Here is a 25,448-nt window from a genome sequence, read left to right on the forward strand (position 1 = left end):
CGTGCATTTGCGCACTTTTTTAAAGGATCTATCATTTTTCTCAATTTCATCTCGCAACATCACCGATCTATAATATAAAATGAATTAAACAATACCATTTTCATACTAAAAAATACAAACAGCATTACCATTTAATTTTCTAACTCAAAATGTTTACAAATACCTTGCTTTGCAACGGTTTTAAGAGATATCTTTAGCCTTTTATAAAATGATTTTTATCCATATGTCCATTCCATTTATAATATACAAGCATTTGATTTTGTTGTATTTATTCAAAAAAGATTAAAAAGAGAAATGTGACAATTTCAACGATTAATTATTGAACACAAAAACGCATTTAAAACACGAAAAATACCTATTCCTTAAAAAGGTAAGAGTTCAAAATGATAAAGTCACAAGCTATGCTTGTGACTTTTTAAAGGATTAGCTAAAAACTAATAAAACTAGAAATTATAACGCAGTCCACCAGAAAAACTAGTACCAGAAAAACCAGCTTTCGTTAGCTTGTGCTGATAAACCAGATCACCATGAAGTACAAATTTCGGAGACAATTGAGCATTAAAACCTAATCCCGTCTCTAGTGCAGAACCAAAAGCGCCCAATTGAAAAGCATCTTTAAAATGCGCAAATTGTTTCCCTCCAAAACCATGTGCGACATGCACCTTTCCGTAAAAAGAAATGACACGCGCTTCTTCTCCTACAGTAAGCATCTTTGTTAAACGTCCACCAACACGTGTTACCCACTGATCAATATTTCCTATCTCAATATCAAAATCATCTATATCATGGGCCTTATTAAATTGGAGACGCTGGTAAACGACCTGAATTTGGGGATCCAAAATAAGACCTTCATCGCCTATCATAAACGGCTTACCAGAAGTCAATGAAGCGCTTAGAGAATTCCCTTTTAACGTTGCTGTCTTATCCCGCGCAAGAGTGAGAACATCACCTTTAAACAAACCATAAGATAAAAGGCCATCAACATAAAAACCCGCATCCCACTGCATACCACCATACGCCGTAACGACCCATTTATCAAAAGTACTTTTTCGACTCTGTTCAACGTTTAGAGGCTGTAAAGAAAGCCTTTCATAAGATCCTATCACTCCAAAAGAACTAGAACCATATATATTTTCAATCTTTTGTAGCAAAACACCTGCATCAATGGCATTATAGTCAAGTTCACCTCCATACCCATATTCAAGCATAGAAAGATTTGACGTATAACGGTGATTACCACCATAACCACGCATAAAGAAAGCGGGGGTTTCACGCATTTCTAACATCCCACCGGAAACAACGCGTAATGACTCCAACCACTTGTTTTTATTATCAATATTAATCAAATCTGTATGGAACAAAGCATTTGGCAAAAGCAAATAAGTTGGAACTTGTGGAACAACAGCCTTAACACCCGGCTTAGGAAGAGGCTCTGGTTCTGGAGAAGGTGTGGGCCCCGGTAATGGATCAGGAGCCGGCTTTGGCTCAGGCTCAGGCTCAGGCTTAACATATCCATTTTCAAGACGAAAATCCCAAAAATCCCCTTCACCTTTAACTTGTCTTTGAGAAGCTTCCCCCTGCCCTAATTCAGAACTTGGACCATAAGCATAAAGTCGATACTGATAAGGTGCATTATCTAACGCGACATAACCACCGTCTAACTGAAAAGAATCCTTCTCTGCCTTACCAGAGACCTGAATAATTGAAATTCCTTGGTTATTTCCACCACTACCCGTAACTCCTCCTGGACTTCCTGAAACAGCACGCACATGAACCATAGTTTTTCCCTCAACATCACCATGAATTAAAACACGATCTGTCTGTTGTTTATCAAGGGGCCCTCCCTCATTCAGATATGTATTAAAATAAATATGCGCACCATCTTGCGCCTTATAAGCAACACCAATGCCATTTCCAATGCTAAGTTTTTGATAACTGTAGCTCTGATCAGCTGCAGGCTTTAATTTTGTAAACTTAATAGAACTCTCATTCATAAGAGTAACGTGTGAAACAGATGAATCATTTATCAAACTCAATCCACTCTGTTCTCTCTCTCCTGATTTTCTTAAAATCCATTCAGAATTATCGCCCAAATAAAGTTTAGCAGTAGAAATGTCATCAATATGAGCTCCCCCCTCAAGGGTAGAATGCGTAGCCAAAACTGTTAAAGAAGCCCCCTTCTCAGCTTTTAAGAATAAATTCTTTGAACTCAACGTACTTTCTGTTAAACTAACAATACCTTTAATGATGTTAGTGCTTTGAATAGCATTATCTTCAACAGAAAATTTTGTCTTATTCAAATCAACAAATTCCATTCTAGAGCGTTTTTTGTCTTCTTCTGATGAATCTTCTTCGTGAAGATTAGATTCTGTCAACGGCTTATTTCCTTTAAAATAGATACCGTAAGATCCATGACCATTTACATTAACAGAAGAAGATTTAATATTAACTTCAGTTACAGAAACTTTCGACTCGGAATCCTCATCCGATAAATCTTTAACTTTCTGAAAAGGAATAGAATTGGAGATATTGACTGCATTTTCTAATAATATGCCATGGATATCCGTAGCACTAATAGTAGTACCCTTTAAATTCACATCCCCCTCTAAGTCCGTATGTACAACTGCATGATTACCCGAATTTTTTTCTTTACCCTTCCCAGTAATTTTAACATTCTCGAGATTTATCTTTCCACCTAGCCTCGAAGAAATCCCATGGCTGTTCATAAAATCAATGGATCCACCAGACATCCAAATCTCTGAACGATCATAACTTAAAAGACTTGCATTCCCATTAGCAGTTTTAATATCTGTATCTTCTAAAAGAACAAACGAACTCTCTGCTGCATCAACACCCTCATGATTTTCTTCAATCTTCCCATTCTTTACCTCAATCACTCCATTAGTCGCACGAAGAGCTATAGTTGTACCTTTGACAGTCGGAGCTTCCAAAACGATCTTGCCATTCTCTGATGCATGCATACCAATTAGAAAATTTTCATCAGAAACATTACCACTAACCGTTACATCCTTACCCTTAACTTCTGTACCTATTCCCTTCACCGTTATAGCAGTAAAGCTAGTAGGTTCCCATTCGTTGGTAGAATTATTGGTAGAATTATAAGATTTATTATCAATTTGACCGTTTCCGCAATCATTGCATATATAATATGTACCATCATATAGCGTCACCTGATTCTTAGCGGTATCATACTTATAAGTATAGCTACCATCCTTATCCCCACCTATCCCACTAAGAGGCTTAGAGTTATTCCCACTAAGAGGCTTAGAGTTATTATTCCCACTAAGAGGGGAAATAGCAGAAGCGAGATTTATAGTTCCACTCGACCCAGGAGATATAACAGGAGAGCCATCTAGATAAGAAGGCACTATAGGAATAACTTTGATAGTATATTTCTCTGAATTTGCACCAACTGCTACTCCATTTTGTAATAAAGAAAAGACAGCTGTTGTGACAGTATATAAACACATACGATTTCTAAATATTTTAATCATAGTTCCCTCGAAACTTTCTTTCCCCTCTCATTGAAAACAAAAGCACTGATAAAAACATGCCGACGAGCACCTCAAAACACAAAAAGGTGTAACCAAAAGAACGGATCTACCGCTTATTTGAACTGTGTAATGAATTGCTCCAATAAGTTTGGCTGAAGGTCTACACGGAAGACAACAACTACCTATAAGAGAACAATCATTATACGCAATCTATACGTGTATAATGCATTCTGTATTTCGTGTAAAGAAAAAATAAAACTATAGAGTGTAATTAACAGGATAATCAATCTATCATTGTGAATTTTAGAAATTTGACAAAAATATGCATAAAAAGGGCTATGAAAACCAATAAAAATTCTAAAAGCGAAAAATTTAGAAAATACAAAGGGGCACAGCAGATAAATCAGATGTATATAGAAAAGCATACTGTACACTAATACTAAGCACGAAAACTATCAAAGAGTCTTAGAATGAGTGACCGTATCATATCATGATACGCAAAATTTTAAGAAAGTTCGCTTCACCATAAAGATGCTCTCATATGTGAAACCAATTATGGCTTTTTCGTTCCTCTCAAAAGAAAACAACACAAAAAGAAAAAAGGCAGCACACAGTGCTGCCTTTGTCTAAAATGTCCGTACTATAAATTATCTTAAAACTGATAACGGACTCCTCCAGAAAAACTTGTTCCAGAAAAACCAGCCTTATTGAGTTTATGCTGATAGACAAGATCCCCATGAAGAGAAAACTGTGCAGACAATTTGGCATTAAAGCCTAAACCAGCCTCTAAAGAAGAACCAAAAGCACCTAACTGGAAAGCATCTTTGAAATACACAGCTTTTTTGCCTCCAAAACCATGGGCAAGATAAAGCTTACTATAAAATGTAACAACATTCACTGCTTCAGAGTTCTTAGGAGTCTTACTCAAACGTCCACCAACACGTGCTACCCACTGATCAAGTTTTCCCATTTCAATATCAAAACCATCAATATCATGGGCTTTATCAAACTGCAGATGTTGATAAATAACCTGAACTTGCGGATCAAATACAAAACCTTCATATCCTGTTGCAATTGTCTGGCCACCAGTCAAAGAAACACTTAAAGGATTGCCTTTTAATGTGGCTGTCTTACCTCGTGCAAGGGTAAGAACATCACCTTTAAACAAACCATAAGACACAAGACCATCTATATAGAATCCAGCATCATGCTGCATACTACCATATGCCGTAGCAGTCCATTTATCAAACGCACTTTCTTGACTTTGTTCAACATTCAAAGGCTGTAACGAAAGTTTTCCATAAGATCCCATAACTCCAAAGGACACAGTATTATCAACATTTTCAATTGTTTGTAATAAAAGCCCTGCCTCTACACCATTATAATCAAGGTCACCTTTGTAACCATATTCAAGTGCAGACAAATCTGAAGTGTAACGGTAATTTCCACCATAGCCACGCAAATATAACGCAGGACTTTGGCGACCTTCTAACATTCCATTAAACCTAACTCGCAGTGTTTCCAACTGCTTGTTTTGATTGCTGATATCCATCAAACCAGCATGGAATATGCTATTAGGCAAGAGTAGATAAGTTGGAACTTGTGGAACAACAGATCTGACAAATCTTTCAGAAAGAACAAATCCAACCATAGGAGTGGTAGGTTTAACATACTGATTTTCTAAACGAAAGTTCCAGAATTCTCCTCCATCCTTAACAAATTTTTGCTGAACATGCTCCTGTTTCGAAGTTTCTTTTGGGCTATAAGAACGAAGAGCATATTTGTAAGGTGAATTCAACAGTGCAACATAACCACCATTCAGCAAGAAAGAATCTTTTTCTGCCTTTCCATAAACCTGAATAACTGGAACACTATGAGGAATCCTTTTATCACTCCTACCTTTTTCTCCTACATCACCGGAAACTCCTTGTACATGTATTTTTGTTTTTCCAGAAACATCACCATGAATTACAACCCTATCAGTTACTTGCTCTTCACTCCGATCACTAGGGTTTAAACGCGCATTGAGACGTATTGAAACGTTACCGTGAACCTCATAAACCTTGCCGCTCCCATTTCCAATACGGAGAGTCTGATACAGATTTCCAGATTCTGGAGCAACAAACTCAATAGCACTATCTACAAGACGTACAGAGGAAGCACAAGAATCTACACACTCTGAATCTGTAGTACCCCAATTCTTATGTTCACCTCTTTTTATAAACCACTCTGATCCATTAGTCAGATCTAAATTGACATAAGAATTTTTTTCAATACTTGAACCTCCTACAATAACCGAGTCATTAACCGAAAGCGATATATTAGAATTATTCTCAGCTCTCAACAATAAGTCACCAGAAAGTTTTGTTTTATTTTCTAAGGAAACACCTCCACTAGAATGATTTCCATAAATAGCAACACTCTTTATAACTTCGAAATCAGTTTTTTTCAATGAAACCATACCCGTTGTTATATCTATAGGTGTTCTTTCTTGTAAAGATTTAGCACTTCGCTTAACAACATCGGCTTTCTCAGCAGAATGTCCTCTTTCAGTCGACTTGGCAACAACCTTCACTGGAACCTTATTTTTATTCTGTTGACCAACCTCTTGTTGCTCTCTCCCATCAAAATATATACCATAGGATTTATCACCTTCCACCCTAACAGTTGAAGATTCAATTTTAGCATAATTCATAGAAGGTTTAGCATAATTCATAGCAGGAAGAATATCAGAAGATCTCTTTTTCCTAGAAGAACCGGTTTCAACAACATTACTCGTTCCTTTAACCCACAAAGCATTGGCATCAGTGACAACATTACCATTTGCAAACTCAACAGAAGCATTATCACTCACCAAAATAGCAGCACGTCCAAACCTATCTATAGAATTCGACTCTCCTGTACCTTTTTTAGCCGTAATGACAACCTTATCTAATTTAATATGCGCCCCTGTTTCTGCCCGAACTGCTATCCCATTTTTCAGAGAAATTGTCCCAGAATCCATAGTTATCTCACCGCCTTTACTCGCTAAGCCAGCGGCAACCCCTCCCCCTACCATATTAATTTTCGTATTACTTAAATTAACAGATGCTCCAGTGCCAGCCAAAGCTCCCACATAACGAGCATTGACCATTCCTTCAATCATTTTCACCTCCCCACCTTTTTGCGCTTCCAACCCAATCACAGAAGATGTAATGTTTGATTTCTTATCTAGAATAACTTTCGCACCTTCTTCTGCAAGCACAGCACTCGCAAACTGAGATCCAGTAAAATCAACATCATTTTCATTACCAGAAGAACCTGCTCCGCTAATTGTAGCACCTTCTAGGTTAATGACCGTATCCTGACTTTTTGCATACATAGAATGCTGAGCTTGATTACTCGCTGTCAGTGTAACTCCTTTAACCGTATATGATTTACCATTATCGCATGAATAAGAAACTAGCGATTTCTTATCACCATTTCCATTCGAAATACTACAATTAGAACCATCTTTTTTACCTGTACTAAGCCCCTCAGAAGTCAAAGGCTTTGTAGGCTTTGTAGAGGCAGTAGACTTCAATGAAACTATAGCTACAGGTTCATTCGGTACTGTAAAAGTAACATTCTGAGGTAATTGAGAATTTCCAGAACCAGGCAAAAGACGTCCTACTGCTGAAGATTCTTTCTGTTTAGACACCGTGGATTCTACATTTTTAGAACCTTCATTAGATTTAGAACCTTCATTAGATTTAGAACCTTCATTAGATGAAGTAGGTGTAACAGTTACGATAGACGGACCAGATGGAATTCCAGTAGATGGAATTGTTACAATATCAATTTCATTAGAATCACTATCAGATATTATTGTATTACCCTCTTCATCTACTACATCATATCCTTGCCTATCCAATACTGCTCCAGTACCTGTTACGGTAAGAGATTCTGTAGTTTCAGAATTTTCACTATCCTCTTCAGGGGATTCAAAAGAAGGAACTAATGTTACAGAAGGCTCACTTTCTTCGGTTTCTTCGGTTTCTTCAGTTTCTTCAGACACTGGAATGGTAAGCGCACGAGCTTTAGACACATATAAAAAATGTCCGTTATCCTCATAGGGTATATTTTGGCTTTCTAAACGAAAATCCCAAACATCTCCACTATTCCTCACCAATGTCTTATCAAAATAATTCATTTTTGCAGGGATAGACGGACCATAACCACGAAGAACATACTTATAAGGCGTCCCTTCTCGTGTAATATAACCACCTTCTAAAGTAAAACTGTCGCTTTTTGCCTCTCCAAAAACTTGAATAAGTGATGTGCTATAAAGTGTATCCTGTTCTTTTTTTCATTACTATTTGAAGTGTCATGTACAGACACTTTTGTTTTCCCATCAACATCACCATGAATTAATAACCTATCGGATATTTGAGAATTCTCCGCTTCGCTAGGCATCAAATTCGCATTGAAATGAACTTTAGCATCACCCTTAGTGCTAAAAACTACACCATCCCCTTTCCCTATACGAAGTATTTGATAACCTTGGTTTACTTGCTTTACTTGCTTTACTTGCTTTGCTTGATCTCCACCGTTTACTTGCTTTGCTTGGTCTGCTTGATCTCCACCTTGAGAGGCTGCATTGTTTCCAGATCCCAAAGACATAAACCGAATATTACTATTTCTAAGTGTTATAGACGAAATACATGAATCTAAACATTTAGAGCCATCAAGCCTCTGATTTTTATCTTTTATTAAATGCCATTCCGATCCCTGTAAAAAAATCTTTGCATTAGAACTTTCATCAACACGAGCAGGACCACCAATTAAAGAGTTATAAGCAAAAATCGACATATTAGAAGAAGATTCAGCTTCCAATAGTACTCTTCCAGAAAGAACAGATTCGTCTTTTAAGATAACAGAACCATTTAAATCAAGACCCAAAACTGCCACACCATCTGGAACTTTAAAAGAGGATTTCTTTAAAAGAACCGCACGCAAATTGGCTTTTTTTCCTACATTTCCTCTACTTTCTTCTTCCTCTTCTTGCTTCTTACTAAAGTGGATACCATAAGTATCTCCCGTCAAACGAATCCTTGAAGATCTAATACTAGCACTAACCCCTAAAGAATCTTTACTAAAGAAACTATCCCCCTCTGTAATAGCTTTTATAGTGGAGACAACATCATCAAAAGCTTCATTTTTAGCTTGATAAGCTCCATAAGCTCCATAAGTTTCATGAGCTTCAATAACTTTATCAAGGGAATGCGCTCCATTCTCCTCATGAAAAAGAGAAACATTATCAACAAAGGGAATACCACCTGAAACGTGGAAATCAGTATTTGAATTAGGGATAGGAGGTATTTCATTACTAGGTTCTGGTATCGGAACACCAGCTAACGAGTTAATATTATTCTTGGAAACACTAGAAACTTCATCACGAATCCAGAAAAGAGGAACATTAGAAATATCTAATTTCCCATTATCAAAGGAAATAAAACCTTTTGTATCTGACAAGAAGACAAAACTCCCTGTATTACTTGTCCCATTACCACCAGGTTTAGATTTAATTTTAACTTTGTCTAAATTAATAGCAGATCCATCTCTCGACACAACTCCTATTCCACCCATTTTGGGAAAAATAATTGACCCAGACTTCATCATAATACCGGAATGGTTATCAGCAAATAAACCAATTTTAGTGGTATCATCCTCACTAGTATTATTATAGTAACTTACATCAACTTCAACATGACCCAAAAAAATAGACGAAAAACTATCAGCAAAAGCACCAATATCAACATTTCTGATTTTTCCCCCCTTCATGGTAATCCATCCACCTTGTTCAGCATGAAGTCCGACAGCAAAAGTCTTAATATTTGATTCGTCTAATCTAACCCTTGAACCTGCTTTTGTCACAAATACAGCACTCCCCTTTCCTGCTGCTTCACCGGACCCCTTGTTTTCATCACCACTTCCCAAAAGACGTTGGATAGGAGACTCAAAACCGCTATCATTAGAAGGACGGACTCCCCACAAATACATTTTCTGTAGTTTAATATCCGTCCTCCTATAGTCTTCCCCTGCTTTTCCTTTTGTAGATATGGGATTTTCACTATATTTTGTTACTTCAATTTTACTGTTTTTTGCAGTGTACACTCCACCACTGCAGACAATAGGTTTATGCTCAAGATTATAATTACTATGATGATTATCTTGAGCAGTACCTATCTTACACTTACTGACGGACTCCGCCCTAGGAGCACCACCGGAAGGAATGCTATTAATACCATTATCTCGAATACCATTATCTCGAATACCATTATCTTGAATACTATTATCTTGAATACTATTATCTTGGATACCATTACCCCGAATACCACTACCCCGAATATCATTACCCCGAATACCACTACCCTGAATATCATTACCCTGAATATCATTACCCTGAATATCATTACCCTGAATATCATTACGTACCTGTGCCCCCACAGAAACATTAACAGCTTGTAAAAAGAAGAGAGCACTTGTCGTCAGTGCGCACAAACGTGTACGCTTTTTAAATACATTGGTCATATGTCAAACTTTCTAAATAATGTTGCAAAAACACTAGAATTAAGTGAAAATGAGATAAGTACACGTTCTGTAACATACATTAGTCTATTTTACAACATAGTGTAATTTATTATAATATCGCTTTGTACACAAAAATGTCTAAATATAAGTTTTTAAGTACGTAAACCCTTAATATTTTATAAAATAAAAGGATAAAATGATGATGATAAAATATCTAAAATGGGTAACTTCTGTTCTGCTAATCGCAATAAGTTTTACAACTTATTCATGGGCAGGTATAGATGTTAAAGAAAATATAACTATTGATCATGTTTCAGGCACAACTTCTGTTCCCACTGCTCCACAAAAAGTTATTGTGTTTGATATTGCCTCACTTGATAATATGAATCGACTTGGGATCAAAGCCGTTATCGGTATTCCTGAAGGGAAAAAGCCTTCATATTTGCAGCAGTTTAATGATGCACAATATGAAAAAATTGGTACCCTTTTTGAACCTGATTATGAAAAAATTGCCACTCTTCAGCCTGATCTAATTATTATTTCCTCAAGAACTCAAGCTAAATATAAAGATTTATCCAAAATTGCTCCAACTATTGATCTAACTGTAGGAAATGAAAATTCTCTTGCGGATATCGAACGAAATGTGTCTATCCTTGGGAAAATTTTTGGCAAAGAAAAAGAAGCTGAAGCAGAGATTACAGTACTTAAGGAAAATTTAGCAAAAGTCCGTGAAAACACCCAAGGGAAAGGCACAGGGCTTGTACTGATGACTTCTGGTGGCAAAATCAGTGCTTTGGGTTCAAAATCGCGGTTTGATATTCTCCATTCCGCCTTTGGTATTGCTCCCGCAACCGATAAACTCACAGTACAAAAACATGGGCAGCTCATTTCTCCTGAATTCATTCTCGAAACCAATCCTGATTGGTTATTGGTTATTGATCGGGATGCAGCAATCGGACGGGAAGGACAATCTGCTGCACAACTACTTAACAATGAGCTTGTTCACCGCACAACGGCCGGCCAAAAAAAGCAGATTATTTATTTAGATTCTTGGAGTTGGTATCGTGCAGCTGGTGGTTTAACAGGGCTTAACGAAGCAGCACAACAAATCAATGAAGCCTTTACAAAAAGCAAATAAGCACACGAAACAGCTTGCTTGTTGTAAAAATAAAATTTAAAAGCGAGGGTTGTTTATCAATAACCTTCGCTTTTTTCTGTTGGAAAATAACTTAACGTGAAAAATTATTGGATAACCATAACAATTCTTGTTTTGCTCTCTATTCTCAGCATTTTTGTTGGTTATTCTGATATAAAACCTTCTGACCTCTTATCAAACAATCCCTATGCATGGCTTATTTTTTGGCAAACGCGCCTTCCTCGTACGATTGCGGTGCTTTTGGTAGGTGCGGCCCTTGCACTCTCAGGTATGATTATGCAATTGCTTGCGCGCAACCATTTTGTCGAGCCATCCACCACAGGAACCGTTGAATCAGCCTCCCTTGGTATTGTTTTTGTCATGATTTTCCTGCCCAATATTCCTGTTTTAGGAAAAATGGTAGTTGCAGCGATTTTTGCCATGTCTGGCACACTACTCTTTATGTTTTTACTGCGTAAAATTCCTTTAAAATCTGGCCTCATTGTACCCCTTATAGGAATTATGCTAGGCTATGTTATCGGTTCCTTAACCAATGCCATTGCTGATTATGAAATGTTGCTTCCCTCTCTACAAAGCTATTTATTTGGCAGTTTTGCGATGATTCTTGAGGGAAAATATGAACTTTTATGGCTTTCTCTTCCTCTCTGTATTCTTGCCTATTTGACTGCTGACCGTTTTACCGTAGCAGGTCTTGGAGAAGATTTAACCAATAACCTTGGACTAAATTATCGTACTATGATGCTCTTTGGTCTTTTTATTATCGCATCAATCACTGCCGTTGTTGTTTGTACAGTCGGCCGAATTCCTTTTGTAGGACTGATTATTCCAAACCTTGTTTCAAATTTCATGGGAGATAATATGCGCTACACGGCTCCTTGGGTAGCAATCAGCGGTGCAGGACTTGTCTTGATCTGTGATCTTTTAGGACGAATCATGCACCCGTCCCTTGAAATTCCCATCAGCACAACAATGGGTATTATCGGCAGTTTTATTTTTATGATACTACTGTTGCGCTGGAGAAAGCGTCTTGGATAGAAAAAAAGCAACAACACTTGTACTGACAACACTTATCGTAATGGCATGTAGCTTCATCAGTCTTTACATGACATGGAATATCAACATCTATACGTGGACATTTCGACTCACAAAACTTATTTCTCTTCTTCTCATTGCCTATACGATTACGGTTGCTACTATTTTTTTTCAAACAATTGTCAATAATCGCCTCCTCACCCCTTCACTTATGGGATTTGATCAGCTTTATATTTTCATAAAAACTACCATAATGTATTTTTTTGGTTCCCTTTCATTGCCCCTGTTAAATGAAGAAGGGCAGTTAGTTCTTGAAGCTCTTATTCTCATTTTCTTTTCCATAAGCCTTTTTCGCTGGCTCTTTTCAGGAACCCTAAAAGGACTTCATGTAACACTCTTGATTGGTATTATTTTGGGGGGATTTTTTTTCAGCTTACGCATGTTTATGCAATTGCAACTCAACCCAGATCAAATGATGAATTTAACGGATATCATGTTCGCAAATTTTAATAAATTCAACACGTCACTCGTAAGCTTTGCTACAATTACTGTTTTCGTCGTGAGTCTAATTGCTTGGCGCTTACGTTATCTACTTGATATTCTTGCCCTGGGACGCGAAAACGCGCTTAATCTAGGGGTAGATTATCGCAAAAGCGCTACAGCTATTCTGATTTTTGTTTCTATTTTTGTTTCAATTTCTACTGCACTAGTAGGACCTGTTACTTTTTTTGGGTTACTCGTTGCCAATCTTGCTTATGAACTTTCCCCACAAGCAAAACACGCAGTTGTCGTACCTATTGCGATATTACTAGCGATTATATGTCTGGTTGGTGGACAATTCATTTTAGAACAAATTTTCCATATGGTAGGGCGTTTAAGTTTTATTATTGAATTTTGTGGCGGTATTGTCTTTTTAACTTTGCTGATGAAGGGAAAACTAAAATGATTGAGATCAATCACCTTTCCAAAGCTTATGGAGCTAGATTGATTATCGATAATTTATGCCTTAAGCTCCCAAAAGGAGGAATTATTTCTCTCATTGGTCCCAATGGTTCTGGTAAATCAACGCTTTTGATGTTGATTAGACGTCTTTTGCCGCATCATAAAGGAACAATCCATATCGACAACCTTGATGTCGATAAAGTTCCTCACACTATTTTAGCGCAAAAACTCTCAATTTTGCGTCAAGATAATCCTTTATCTTTTCGTCTTACCGTGTACGATTTAGTAAGTTTCGGGCGCTACCCCTACTCAAAAGGCTGGAATACACATGAAGACAAACAATTTATTGACAGTGCCCTGCACTATCTCGGTTTACAAGACTTAAAAGACTGCTTTTTGGATGAACTTTCTGGTGGACAGCGCCAACGTGCTTTTATTGCCATGGTTATTTGTCAAGATACCGACTATCTCTTGTTAGATGAACCCTTAAACAATCTTGATATGAAACATGCCGTTGCCATGATGAAGCAACTACGCCGTACTGCCGATGAACTCAAAAAAACTATTCTTATTGTGATGCATGATATTAATTTTGCTTCTTCTTATTCAGATATGATTGTTGCCCTAAAACATGGCAAAGCAGCATATTGTGGAACAGCACAAGAAATTATGCAACCAGAAATTCTTAAAGATATTTACGATGTGGACATTCAGATCAAAACAATCGATGACATTCCTATCGCCTTTTATTATCGATGAATTCTTCTCATCATCAATAATCGCAAAACTTCTCTTTTATCCTTGCCTGCACTCTAAAATCTGCTAAAAATGGTGCTATTGGCTTATTGGGGAATAGTTTAATGGTAGAACAGCGGACTCTGACTCCGTCAATCTTGGTTCGAATCCAGGTTCCCCAGCCAAATTCAATACACTCTGAGTGTATTAGCTTGCCACTAGGTTTTGCAGCAATCTATTTTTTCAAAGCCTTCTTTGATTTTTAACTCAAATTCCGATTTTTGCCATTTTTCACTCTTTTTTAGATTTTTAACTGTCAAAATCCAATTTGAAAAAACACCCACTTCATTATGAAAATATAATAAAAATATTAAGTTAATACATATCTTTTTCTCATTCCACCTCTTCACATTTAGTACAAAATTTACTATCAAACTACAAAGAAGTTTGAAAATTTTTTATCAATTTTATGGCATATTTTTTATAATTCACGCAACATATCATAAAAGATGTATTTTTGCCTTAATTCAATCAAAAGTTGTATTTATTTATAAAACTGTAACCATGTGTTATGTGTTGTCTGCACTCTTTCAAACCATTTGCTTATTTCTTAACAACAACCACACAAACTACAAAAGAAAAAACCTCTTCATTATGAAAATCATATCTTTAACACACACAGCTTAAGGTATATTTGCGATGAATAAAAACACCAATATCTCAGCAAAATGAAATATAGAAATTAATGAAAAAAGCTCTTCTAAAATGCATATTTTATACTCTCTCAAGGCAAATAGAAAATGCTCAACACATTCCATACAAATCAGTTAATGTAGATCATAGAATATAAAAGACTCAACATGCACATCACCCCCATTACATAGAATCATGAGATACAAAGAAAAAACAAAACATTTTGATTTTTAAGACACTGCAGTACAATCTTGAAATACTGATTTTTCAAATTTGTGCCTCCAATACGCTTTGCCCCTTATATTGTAGTGTAGGCAACACTTCTCTTACAACTTGGGGAAAACTCTGTATCTTTTCCGATAATGCCAAGATCTTTAATTAATAAGGGGTTTTCCTATTTCTTCATTATAGGCTTCAACGTGAATGCTTTTCCCTTTCACATTTATAAGATAATAATCTCCGTTTAAAAGTGCACCAGCTGTATAGACAGGAATATTGCCAAAAACCTTATCATTTTTTGCACGGCAATAAGACTTGATAACGCGTATGTGCAACAAATATTGCTTTAACATTATGAGAAGTAATAATTGACTTAAATACTAACAAATCTTTAGCATTCTGTTTACGAATAAAAAATGTTTCGCCCGTTCACAGAAGCAGCACGAGCATCGTGAAAATTAATAATTGTCACTTTACCTCTTGCAGCAGCAGCTAAATCTTGTTTAAGCCAATCCAAAGATTTACTGATTTGTACTTCCACAGATTGTCCTCTCAAATGCACTGTTCAACTTGGATAAAAAAACATCTCGCAACGCTCCCAAGCCCATTTCACGACGGCGCCCGTGAAGGGTATAACGGTAAATCTATTGAGCACCCCCATCTTTACGCTTATGAAGGAGCAAGCCAGCTCCCAATGTTGCAACAGCCCTTGCATTCAGACGATTCATAAGGACCATTTTTACTCCTTTCTTATACAGTTTTTATCCACACACTCATCCCACTTGTTATGCGCAAATGAGTGGTTTTGATTGATTCAAGATACACAGATTTGAAATGAGAGAATCTTACGTTATTCGAGACTCTCATTCAACATACAAAACAGTGAATTATCATTATAAATCAATTTCTTGTATAATTATGAAGCTGCACATAATGAACATCTTCATAATCCCAAGAATAACTCAAGCTCCCTTTAATTGTATGAATATCCCCACCCGAAACAGGAAAAAAACTTCCAGTAACATCCGCACTAAAATGAGATAACTGGCTACGATATTTTTTGATTTCCACCACCATTCTTAAAACTGCACTTACAGCGCAGGCATCCCTATAAAAATTGAACACTTCAGGCATAGTACCAAGACCAACATTATTCACATAATCATGGTTACCCAATCCCTCATAGATAGGAGAGCTAAGATTTTTATAGGGATTCTTATAATCATCATAGTTTTTCTGCTGACCAAATTCTGTCAAATCACCATTCACAATATGGAAAGCAACATTCTGCGCTTTTATGACATTGGTAACCTGCTCATTGATTTTTAACCACGGCTCCCTGTTAGACAGTCCATTAGCATCACCAGAATTCAAACGCTACGGCTGAGAATCAGCCATAATAATGGCGGTATAATTTTTTGTAAGAGACTTTTCTTTTATGGACCAATCCATTAACGTATTATAAAGTCTCTCATTTTTTTTGCTTTTTCAGCCCCAATATTAAAACAGCCAGAAAGAATAAAAACAATCGTAATGATTGCTATATATTCAGTTTTATATCTCATAAACGCAGCAACATAAAAAACATTACGTATTTTGTTTATCATAAAAAACTTCTAAAAGCAGTTTTTTGATTTTTGAGCCAAGAATATGTCAAAAGCGCAAAATAATGACTATTTATATACGCACAATTTCAATGTTCTGAAAGCAGCATTCACTTTAAACTTTCAGTTTTCAGCTTTTTTATTTATTGAAATTCAGCACAAAATACATTTTTCTTGCTCTGCATCAACACAACGCATTTTGATCAAAAATATACTCCCTGCCCCTAGTTCTATCAAGAACTTTAAAATATCGGTATAATATCAAATATCCCTATAAAGAAACACATAAGCAACGAGCACAACGAGCAGATTGGTATTATATTTGTACAAAGAATCCTTTTATATTAAGGCCAAATACATTCAACGAAAAGCTCTTAACAAATAATTCAAAAGCAATGAACAATAAAAGGTCATATGCAATAACAGAAATATAATAATTTATAAATATAGTACAAACACTACTATAAATACTATTATAATGTACAATACTCATTGCACTTATAAATACATTATGAAATTAATTATATATTTTGAAAATTAAAATTTTATTTTTGATAACATTTGACAGAGAAAGAAAAATAAATTATCAACGCTAGGAGTAATTAACGAAAAGCAATATCTATTTCTATTCTTCTTTTAAAAGAATGCGGGGAAATAAGTATTGGGGGCTTTTAAAAGGAGAGTACAAGTGTATAAAAAATCCCTTCTGTCATCTATAGCAACAGCAGCTATTGTGCTTTTTAATATTCAGTTTAATGTGCACGCAGAATCTCTTGAATCTTCTGGAGAGAAAAAAGAGGTTAAAGATGCCACTTATGAGACTCTTCATGCCCTAAAGGAAGGGCAAATCATCGGAACTGATCTAAAGGTAACCGGAAATAAAGATACAAATTCAAGCTCAAACACAAATATCTACGTTATAAGCGTTGAAGGCAAAGACAGTGCAATTAAATTAACGGGAGATAAAACAATCATTCAAGGAACGGATTCTGATATCCGCTTGGGTCTTGAAGCAAAAGAGAATGCTATCCTTCAAATGACTGGGGGAACTGTTACGGTTTCCGACATTGGTGTTCACTTCTCGAATAGTAATAGCTCCGAAAACAAACTGGAAAATGTAACCATATCAAGTGGTAAAAAAGATGCGTTTCTCACGAATGGAATCAATACAAACAACAGTACAGTCGCTTTAAACAATATAACCGTGACGCAAGCAGGAAAAGCCATAGTCGCAGACAATGAGTCTACAATAACAGTCTCTGGAGGTTCATTTAATGCAAAAGAAGCAACAATAACTGCTAACAACAACAGTACCATTACCTTAACCAACGATGCTCACATCACCTCATCTGAGAACTCAGGACTTCTCGCACAAAACGGTGGCGCCATCAGTATGACAGGGGGAACCATTCAAGCTGCCCACGCTGGTGCTGACTTCAAAAACAGTAAGAGCGAAAAAAACAAACTAGAAAATGTGACCATATCAAGTGGTAAAGCCGATACGCTGCTCGAGAATGGAATCTTGGCAGAGGATAGTACAGTCGCTTTAAAAAATGTAACCGTGACGCAAGCAGGAAACGCCATAGTTGCAGACAATGAGTCTACAATAACAGTCTCTGGAGGTTCATTTAATGCAAAAGAAGCAACAATAGTTTCTGAAGGCAACAGTATCATTACCTTAACCGACAATGCTCAAATCACCTCATCTGAGAACTACGGACTTCTCGCGCAAAACGGTGGCGCCATCAACATGACAGGGGGAGCCATTCAAGCTGCCACCGCTGGTGCTGGCTTCAAAAACAGTAAGAGCGAAAAAAACAAACTAGAAAATGTGACCATATCAAGTAGTAAAGCCGATACGCTGCTCACGAATGGAATCTTTGCAGAGGATAGTACAGTCGCTTTAAAAAATGTAACCGTAACACAAGCAGGAAACGCCATAGTTGCAGACAATGAGTCTACAATAACAGTCTCTGGAGGTTCATTTAATGCAAAAAAAGCAACAATAGTTTCTGAAGGCAACAGTATCATTACCTTAACCGACAATGCTCACATTACGTCATCTGAGAACTACGGACTTCTCGCGCAAAACGGTGGCGCCATCAACATGACAGGGGGAGCCATTCAAGCTGCCCTCACTGGTGCTGGCTTCAAAAACAGTAAGAGCGAAAAAAATAAACTAGAAAATGTGACCATATCAAGCAGTAAAGCCGATACGCTGCTCACGATTGGAATCTTGGCAGATAATAGTACAGTCGCTTTAAAAAATGTAACCGTAACACAAGCAGGAAACGCCATATCTGTAGACAATGATTCTACAATAACAGTCTCTGGAGGATCATTTAACGCAAAAGACGCAACAATAGTTTCTAAAGGCGACAGTATCATTACCTTAACCGACAATGCTCAAATCACCTCATCTGAGAACGCCGGACTCCTTGCAAATGAAAATGGTGCCATCAGCATGACAGGGGGAACCATTCAAGCTGCCCTCACTGGTGCTGGCTTCCAGGGCAGTAAGAGCGAAAAAAATAAACTGGAAAATGTGACCATATCAAGCAGTAAAGCCGATACGCTGCTCACGTTTGGAATCTTGGCAGATAATAGTACAGTCGCTTTAAAAAATGTAACCGTAACACAAGCAGGAAAAGCCATATCTGTAGACAATGATTCTACAATAACAGTTTCTGGAGGATCATTTGAGACAAAAGACGCAACAATAGTTTCTAAAGGAGACAGCAGCATTACCTTAACCGACAATGCTCACATTACATCATCTGAGAACGCCGGACTTCTCGCGCAAAATGGTGGTGCAATCAACATGACAGGGGGAACCATTAAAGCTGCCACCGCTGGTGCTGACTTCCAGGGCAGTAAGAGCGAAAACAACAAACTGAAAGATGTGACCATATCAAGCAGTAAAGCCGATACGCTGCTCACGACTGGAATCCATGCAAATAAAAGTACAGTTGATTTAGACAATATAACCGTGACAAACGCAGAAAAAGCCATAGTCGCAGAGGATAAGTCTACAATAACAGTTTCTGGAGGATCATTTGAGACAAAAAACGCAACAATAATTGCTGACGACAACAGTAGCATTACCTTAACCAACGATGCTCACATTACGTCATCTGAGAACGCCGGACTCCTTGCAAATGAAAATGGTGCCATCAGCATGACAGGGGGAACCATTAAAGCTGCCACCGCTGGTGCTAACTTCCAGGGCAGTAACAAAGCAGAAAACAAACTGGAAAATGTGACCATATCAAGCAGTAAAAAAGATGCATCGAGTGGTAAAGATGATACGCTGCTCACGAATGGAATCTTGGCAGATGATAGTACAGTCACTTTAAACAATGTAACCGTAACACAAGCAAGAAATGCCATATCTGCCGATAATGAATCTACAATAAAGGTCTCTGGAGGATCATTTGACGCAAAAACAACAGCAATAGTTGCTCAAAACGACAGTAGCATTACTTTAAACGATACTACAGTTACATCATCTCATGAAAATGGTGTTCATGCGCAAACAGGTTCAAAAATTACCATAACAGGAGGAAGTGTAACGACAAAAAGTAACAATATTGCATTGTTTGCAGAAAAAACAGGACAAATTGATGCCACAAATATTACCCTAACAACAAATGGGAAGGGAACTGGTGCAACCGCACTTGGCTCTGGTAGCAAAATTAAACTGCATGGCAAAACAACCATCAACAATACTTTAAACGGTCTTTACGCATCTAATGGTGGCAAAATCACCAGCGAAAATTTAACAGTCATCGGTAATGAATCAATCAGTTCTGGATCCGAAACAAAGCGCTCTGGTATAACTACAAATGACTCTAAGAGTGAAATTAACTTAACGGGCACAACAATCATTCAAAATGTTGATGAAGGCCTTTATGCAGACGATGGAAGCAAGATCACGAGTGGCGATCTAACAATAACCGGTGGTAAGAGTAAAGATATAACCAGTGCTGTAAATTCCTTCGAGCCTAAGAGCAAAATTGAATTAAATGGTAAGACAACTATTAAAAATTTTGATGTTGGTCTTTTTGCAAGCAATAATGCTTCAATTAAAATGAAGGATGGCACAAAAAATGAAATAGATGTAAAAAAAGTTGCACTAATGGCAGTAGGCAAAGGAAAGATTGACCTAAAAAATACTTTTGTAAAAGCAGAAAACATAGGCATAGAACTCGTAGCTTTATCGGAAACGAATGCAAATGGGTCAAATGATCCACAAACATATGAAAACAACGAAATCAATCTGACTAAGACCAATATTCACGTTGATAATGGCACTGGAATTCTCATTGGAGCTCTTGTTGAAAAAAGCATTGAAAATAATCCTACTCTATCAATCGGTACAGCCAACCTCGAAGATTCAGAAATTCATGCCGATGTGTTATTAGACAATGGTGTTTTTTGGGACACAGCTCTTGGGAATAATGAAAATTCCTGGAATGATAAAACTATGAAGAAGATATCCTCCGGTACCTTCACATTAAATGCAAATCATTCCATTTTAGAAGGAAAAGCAAACATTGTAAACGACAGAACGGTACGCTTTGATCTGACAAATCAAGCACAATGGATCTTGAAAACCAGCACACAAGAAAAAGATGCTGCTGGCAATCTGCTTGATATCGCTCAAAGATCACGTTCTGATATTTCTGTTCTCAACCTCAATGACAGCTCTATCGTTTTTAAAGAACCAACAGAAGGTCATTACCACACATTGCATATAGGCTCGGGAAATCCAAATACCAAGGCAGTCTATAATGCAAGAGGCGATGCAAAAATTTATTTCAATACAAAATGGACTAATGGCAAGCCAATAGCAGAACAAGAAACCGATCATCTCCTCATTCACGGCGATGTTTCAGGCTCCACAACAGTTTACATTGCAAGCGATTTAGGAGATAAAGAGAGTGCCATAAATGCTTCCAATCCTTCGAACATAAGTGGGCTTTCACTTATACAAGTTTCTGGAAAGGCTGATGAAAATTCTTTCAAATTAGCTCACGGCTATACCACAAGAGGTGGTTCGCCTTATAAATATACGCTAACCGGTTACGGATTAGAATCAAGCCATGGCAAAGCAAATATTGAACAAAATCTCTTTGATGAAAAAAATGAAAATTTCTGGGATTTCCGCTTACATAAAAATTTTCTTGGTCCTGATCCAATAGTAGAACAACTTGTACCACAAACGGCAAGCTATTTGGTCATGCCAAATGCTCTCTTCTATAGTGGATTGACTGATATGACTGAGCAGAACGCATTGTTAGCCAATCTCAGAACATCTGTCGTAGGGAAAAGACAAGGAAGAGAACAAAATAACGGTTTCTTCTTACACACCTATGGAAATACAGGAACTTTATCATCCGCGCGGGGAGCTCTTGAATATGGGTATGGCGCTCATATTCGCTATGCCGCCTTACAAGGAGGTGTTAACTTCACAGCGCTGGAAGGGCATAATACTACAGTACATTTTGGTCTTGCCGGAACCTATGGGCAACTTTCTTTCACCCCAAAAGATATGCAAGATGCTGGAAAAAACACCATTGATAAATGGTCGCTCACTGCCTATAGCACCCTACAGCATGACAATGGCTTTTACCTTGATACGCTGTTATCCTATGGGATTCTAAAGGGAGAGATCACCAATGCCCTCATTGGTACAACAGCAAAATTGAAAAATGCTAAAATGTTGAGCATCTCCACAACTATTGGCAAACAATTTGCAACTGGAATGGAAGGTTTAACCTTCGAACCACAAGCACAAGTTGCTTATCAACATTTGATGTTTGATACAATTTCAGATGCCGATAAATTTACTGTTGATATGAACGATCCTCATCAATGGATAATCCGTATTGGTGGGCGTTTAACCAAAACTGTTGTCAGTGCTGAAAACGGACGTGCTGTTTCCTTTTATGGAAAAGTAAACGCCCTCAAAACCTTGAACAATAATCAAGTAATCTACATTGATAAGGATTATAAACTTGATCCTATGGGCTCTTCCCTCGAAGGTGGATTTGGTATCAATGCACAATTGTCGCAAAACGTCTCACTTCAAGGTGATGTTAGCTATCAACAAAAACTACAAAAAACGGGTATATCTGGAGCAAGCTTCTCAGGTGGAATACGCTATCAGTTCTGAGGCAGGATTATAAAATCTATTATATTCCGTTCATCTTAACAAAAGGCAGCACAACGTGCTGCCTTTTTAGTTTATTACAATTTATATTATTATGGAAAAATACTAATTAAATTGTTTTTTCTATATACATACAATATATTGATTCATAAGCATAATTAACTATTTTGCATATTGAATTAAGAGCTCCAAATGCTGTAAGATTTTCTTATTTCAAATCTGATGTTGAATGAATCAAAACCATCCACTTGCACATTATAAGCGGAATTAGCATATAAATAAAACCGTGAAAAAGAGAGGTAAAATGCTTTTTATAACCCAACACAGATTTCCAAAAACTATAGCAATTATTAGGGAATTAGAAACGTGTAATGATAGCACCAGCTTGCATCTTCATAAGCATAAATAAGTATAAAGATGATGATACTTCATGGATTTATCGTTATACCATTCATAGGTGCACGCATAAAAATGAGTGCGAAAACATTAAAAAATACTTCTTTTAAAACAGCCTATGAATATACAACATACAAGTTATTTTATCGAAGGCTACTTCGATATTAAAAACACGATAAATAAAAGTATAATGCACCAATATTATCACCCGCTTGACCTTGATCCAAAAGCTTGCGGAACATTTCAACACCCGTAACTGTTGTCTTAGAGGTGGGACGAATACCAATAATTTCAATCTCCTCACCCACCTTAATAACACCACGCTCAACGCGACCAGTAACAACTGTACCACGGGCCCGATATGGAAAACACATCCTCAATCGGCATCAAAAATGGCTGATCAACTAGACGCTCAGGGGTTGGTATATAATTATCAACCTCATTCATCAAAAGACAAACCGCGCCTTCACCAATGCTTTTATCTTTATCTTCAAAAGCTGCCAGTGCCGAACCTTTAACGATTGGTATATCATCTCCTGAGAAATCATATTTTGACAAAAGCTCACGTACTTCAAGCTCAACAAGCTCCAAAAGCTCTGCATCATCAACCTGATCAACCTTATTGAGAAAAACAACAATCGCTGGGACAGCAACCTGACGCGCTAGCAAAATATGTTCACGTGTTTGAGGCATCGAACCATCAGCAAAAGCAATGCATAATCCCTATTATTTTAAAGACATCGCCGTGAATATTTTTAAAACTCGTGGAGCTGAATTAAAAGAAGATGATAAAGCTGGAGATTAATTTTCATCCACACCATCACCATCCCTTGAGAGAGTTCACTTCGCTCAAATCAAATATGATAAAGTTCTTCATTTCCAAAATAAATGCGAAATTTTCAAAAAAGTAACCCTATCGTTTTATAACATCGAACAAACCTAACGATATTGATAAAAAATATAAAACATTTTAGCTCTTTTATTGACAAGGTGCGCACTTATTTTCTCTTCTATGTGCAAATCCTATATATATAGAGAGAGAAAGCTAATAAAAGCTCCTTTTACAAGTGTAATAACATATCTTTTTCAAAACTCTGTAGAATTTCCATAATAGCAAGCTTTAAGCAACAAACATTCTTACAAAATTTCTGTTTTATAGCGTTTATGATACACAGACTTATCAAGCAAACTTTTCTACAATCCATGTTCTCTGAGTTATACGATTATTTTAAAAGATTTTCTCATATCAATTTTCAAATCATAGAGCACCACATAATATTTCGTTTTGTTCTTTACATGAAAAACATAATGATATAAAAACGCTAGAGTACTTGCGCCATCAGGGGAATGAAGTAAGCATTAAAGGCATACCAATACTAAAGGCATATCTATGTGTAAGAAATCTATTTATAAGAAAAATCTTTTGTTATGTACAATTGCTGGAACTTTCATTTTTTCTCATTTTGCTTCAACCTATGCAAATACACAAACTCCTGAAATTATTAATGAATTTAAGCTGGATGGGGGAGAAAAAAAGACTCTTAATAATGTTTTTATCCGCAATAAGGAAGCTGGAGTATCTGCAACTGACAAAGCAATTGCCACAATTACAAACTCAACAATACACACAGAATCAGCTGCTTTTTCTGTATCAAAAGGTGGGCACATTCACGCTAAAGGAATTAATGCGAATTCAATATACAAAGGTTTAGAAACTAAGAACGGTATAATCAATATTGAAGATTCGAGCATAACCGTTCAAAAAGGTGGGGGTGGAGGTATCATTCTCTATGAAACTCCAAAGAATAATGTAAAAGAGGGTGAAAGTGTCATTAATAAAATTAGTCTTACCAAGAGCAAAATTTTTGTAAACGATGGTGTCGGTATTCGGGGGCCTTATGGTTCAAAATCTGTTGCTGAAATTTCCCTCAAAGATTCAGAAATTCGCGCTGATGTTTTATTGAGAAATAAAACAAAACGTAAATATTATGACGACGATACCCTTCCTGTCTCTCTTACATTAACTGCTGAAAATTCGATTCTAGAAGGAAGAGCAAGAACACTAAAAGTGAATACAACAGCTCTCACTCTGAGTAATAACAGTAAGTGGTACTTAAAGGTCAGTCGAGAGGATGTAGATACTGACTTCAACACCTTCAATTTTGAACTCAGTGACATTAAACAACGAGCGCTTTCTACTGTTTCGGTACTAAACCTTAATAATAGTTCTATCATATTTAATGCACCATCCGCTAATGTAACACCTGCTTTGGGAAAGGATCAATATCAAACCTTGAGTGTAGGGCGAACTGCTGAAGTTTATAAATCACGAGACAATATGGTCCCTACAGAAGCAACAGTTTACAATGCAACGGGTGATGCCAAGATTTATTTCAACAGCGAGTGGAGTGATGGTTTAAAGACGGAAC

8 protein-coding genes, 1 tRNA gene and 5 pseudogenes are annotated in these 25,448 nt (G+C 36.9%); 7 read left to right on the forward strand and 7 right to left on the reverse strand.

The annotated features are described in order from the left end of the window. Positions 1-443: 443 nt before the first annotated feature. The 3 genes from QWU_RS00240 to QWU_RS09870 form a co-directional block, all read right to left on the reverse strand. A complete protein-coding gene (locus QWU_RS00240) occupies positions 444-3,515 on the reverse strand; it encodes an autotransporter outer membrane beta-barrel domain-containing protein (protein ID WP_006590398.1) in 3,072 nt (1,023 codons plus the stop codon). A gap of 652 nt (positions 3,516-4,167) precedes the next feature. Further along, entirely contained in the window at positions 4,168-7,581 is a 3,414-nt protein-coding gene (locus QWU_RS08780) for an autotransporter family protein (RefSeq protein WP_245256355.1), read from the reverse strand. A gap of 182 nt (positions 7,582-7,763) precedes the next feature. Beyond that, positions 7,764-10,067, reverse strand: a complete 2,304-nt coding sequence (locus QWU_RS09870) for a hypothetical protein (protein WP_035461962.1) — start codon at positions 10,065-10,067, stop codon at positions 7,764-7,766. Between the two features lie 202 nt (positions 10,068-10,269). On the opposite strand from QWU_RS09870, the gene QWU_RS00250 reads away from it, so the two are divergent. The 5 genes from QWU_RS00250 to QWU_RS00270 all read left to right on the forward strand — a co-directional run bounded on the left by QWU_RS00250 (position 10,270) and on the right by QWU_RS00270 (position 14,117). Then, entirely contained in the window at positions 10,270-11,205 is a 936-nt protein-coding gene (locus QWU_RS00250) for a siderophore ABC transporter substrate-binding protein (protein ID WP_026017256.1), read from the forward strand. A 96-nt stretch (positions 11,206-11,301) separates the two neighbouring features. Continuing rightward, positions 11,302-12,258, forward strand: coding sequence for an ABC transporter permease (locus tag QWU_RS00255; protein ID WP_006590401.1), 957 nt, complete (start codon positions 11,302-11,304; stop codon positions 12,256-12,258). Further along, on the forward strand, positions 12,251-13,201 hold the full coding sequence (locus QWU_RS00260) for an iron chelate uptake ABC transporter family permease subunit (protein ID WP_006590402.1): 951 nt from the start codon (positions 12,251-12,253) through the stop codon (positions 13,199-13,201). Before QWU_RS00255 ends, QWU_RS00260 begins: the two co-directional genes overlap by 8 nt. Continuing rightward, complete coding sequence (locus tag QWU_RS00265; RefSeq protein WP_017195919.1) at positions 13,198-13,956, forward strand: iron ABC transporter ATP-binding protein; 759 nt, start codon at positions 13,198-13,200, stop codon at positions 13,954-13,956. Before QWU_RS00260 ends, QWU_RS00265 begins: the two co-directional genes overlap by 4 nt. Before the next feature lie 87 nt (positions 13,957-14,043). Continuing rightward, positions 14,044-14,117: transfer RNA gene (locus tag QWU_RS00270), tRNA-Gln, on the forward strand. A gap of 806 nt (positions 14,118-14,923) precedes the next feature. Here QWU_RS00270 and QWU_RS10165 read toward each other — a convergent pair. The 3 pseudogenes from QWU_RS10165 to QWU_RS00295 all read right to left on the reverse strand — a co-directional run. Beyond that, positions 14,924-15,409 (reverse strand): annotated as a pseudogene (locus QWU_RS10165) (hypothetical protein); the annotation flags it as partial. Between the two features lie 4 nt (positions 15,410-15,413). Further along, a pseudogene (locus tag QWU_RS10210) lies at positions 15,414-15,581 on the reverse strand (integrase); the annotation flags it as partial. A gap of 175 nt (positions 15,582-15,756) precedes the next feature. After that, positions 15,757-16,409: pseudogene (locus QWU_RS00295) on the reverse strand (metallophosphoesterase); the annotation flags it as partial. Between the two features lie 727 nt (positions 16,410-17,136). Between QWU_RS00295 and QWU_RS00305 the strand changes: the two are divergent. Beyond that, entirely contained in the window at positions 17,137-22,626 is a 5,490-nt protein-coding gene (locus QWU_RS00305; RefSeq protein WP_017195921.1) for an autotransporter outer membrane beta-barrel domain-containing protein, read from the forward strand. Between the two features lie 581 nt (positions 22,627-23,207). Here the strand turns inward: QWU_RS00305 and QWU_RS10070 are convergent. Further along, a pseudogene (locus QWU_RS10070) lies at positions 23,208-23,739 on the reverse strand (GTP-binding protein); the annotation flags it as partial. 670 nt (positions 23,740-24,409) lie between these two features. On the opposite strand from QWU_RS10070, the pseudogene QWU_RS08805 reads away from it, so the two are divergent. Further along, positions 24,410-25,448 (forward strand): annotated as a pseudogene (locus QWU_RS08805) (hypothetical protein); the annotation flags it as partial.

It is taken from the genome of Bartonella birtlesii IBS 325 (genome assembly GCF_000273375.1).
Taxonomy (GTDB): Bacteria; Pseudomonadota; Alphaproteobacteria; order Rhizobiales; family Rhizobiaceae; genus Bartonella; species Bartonella birtlesii.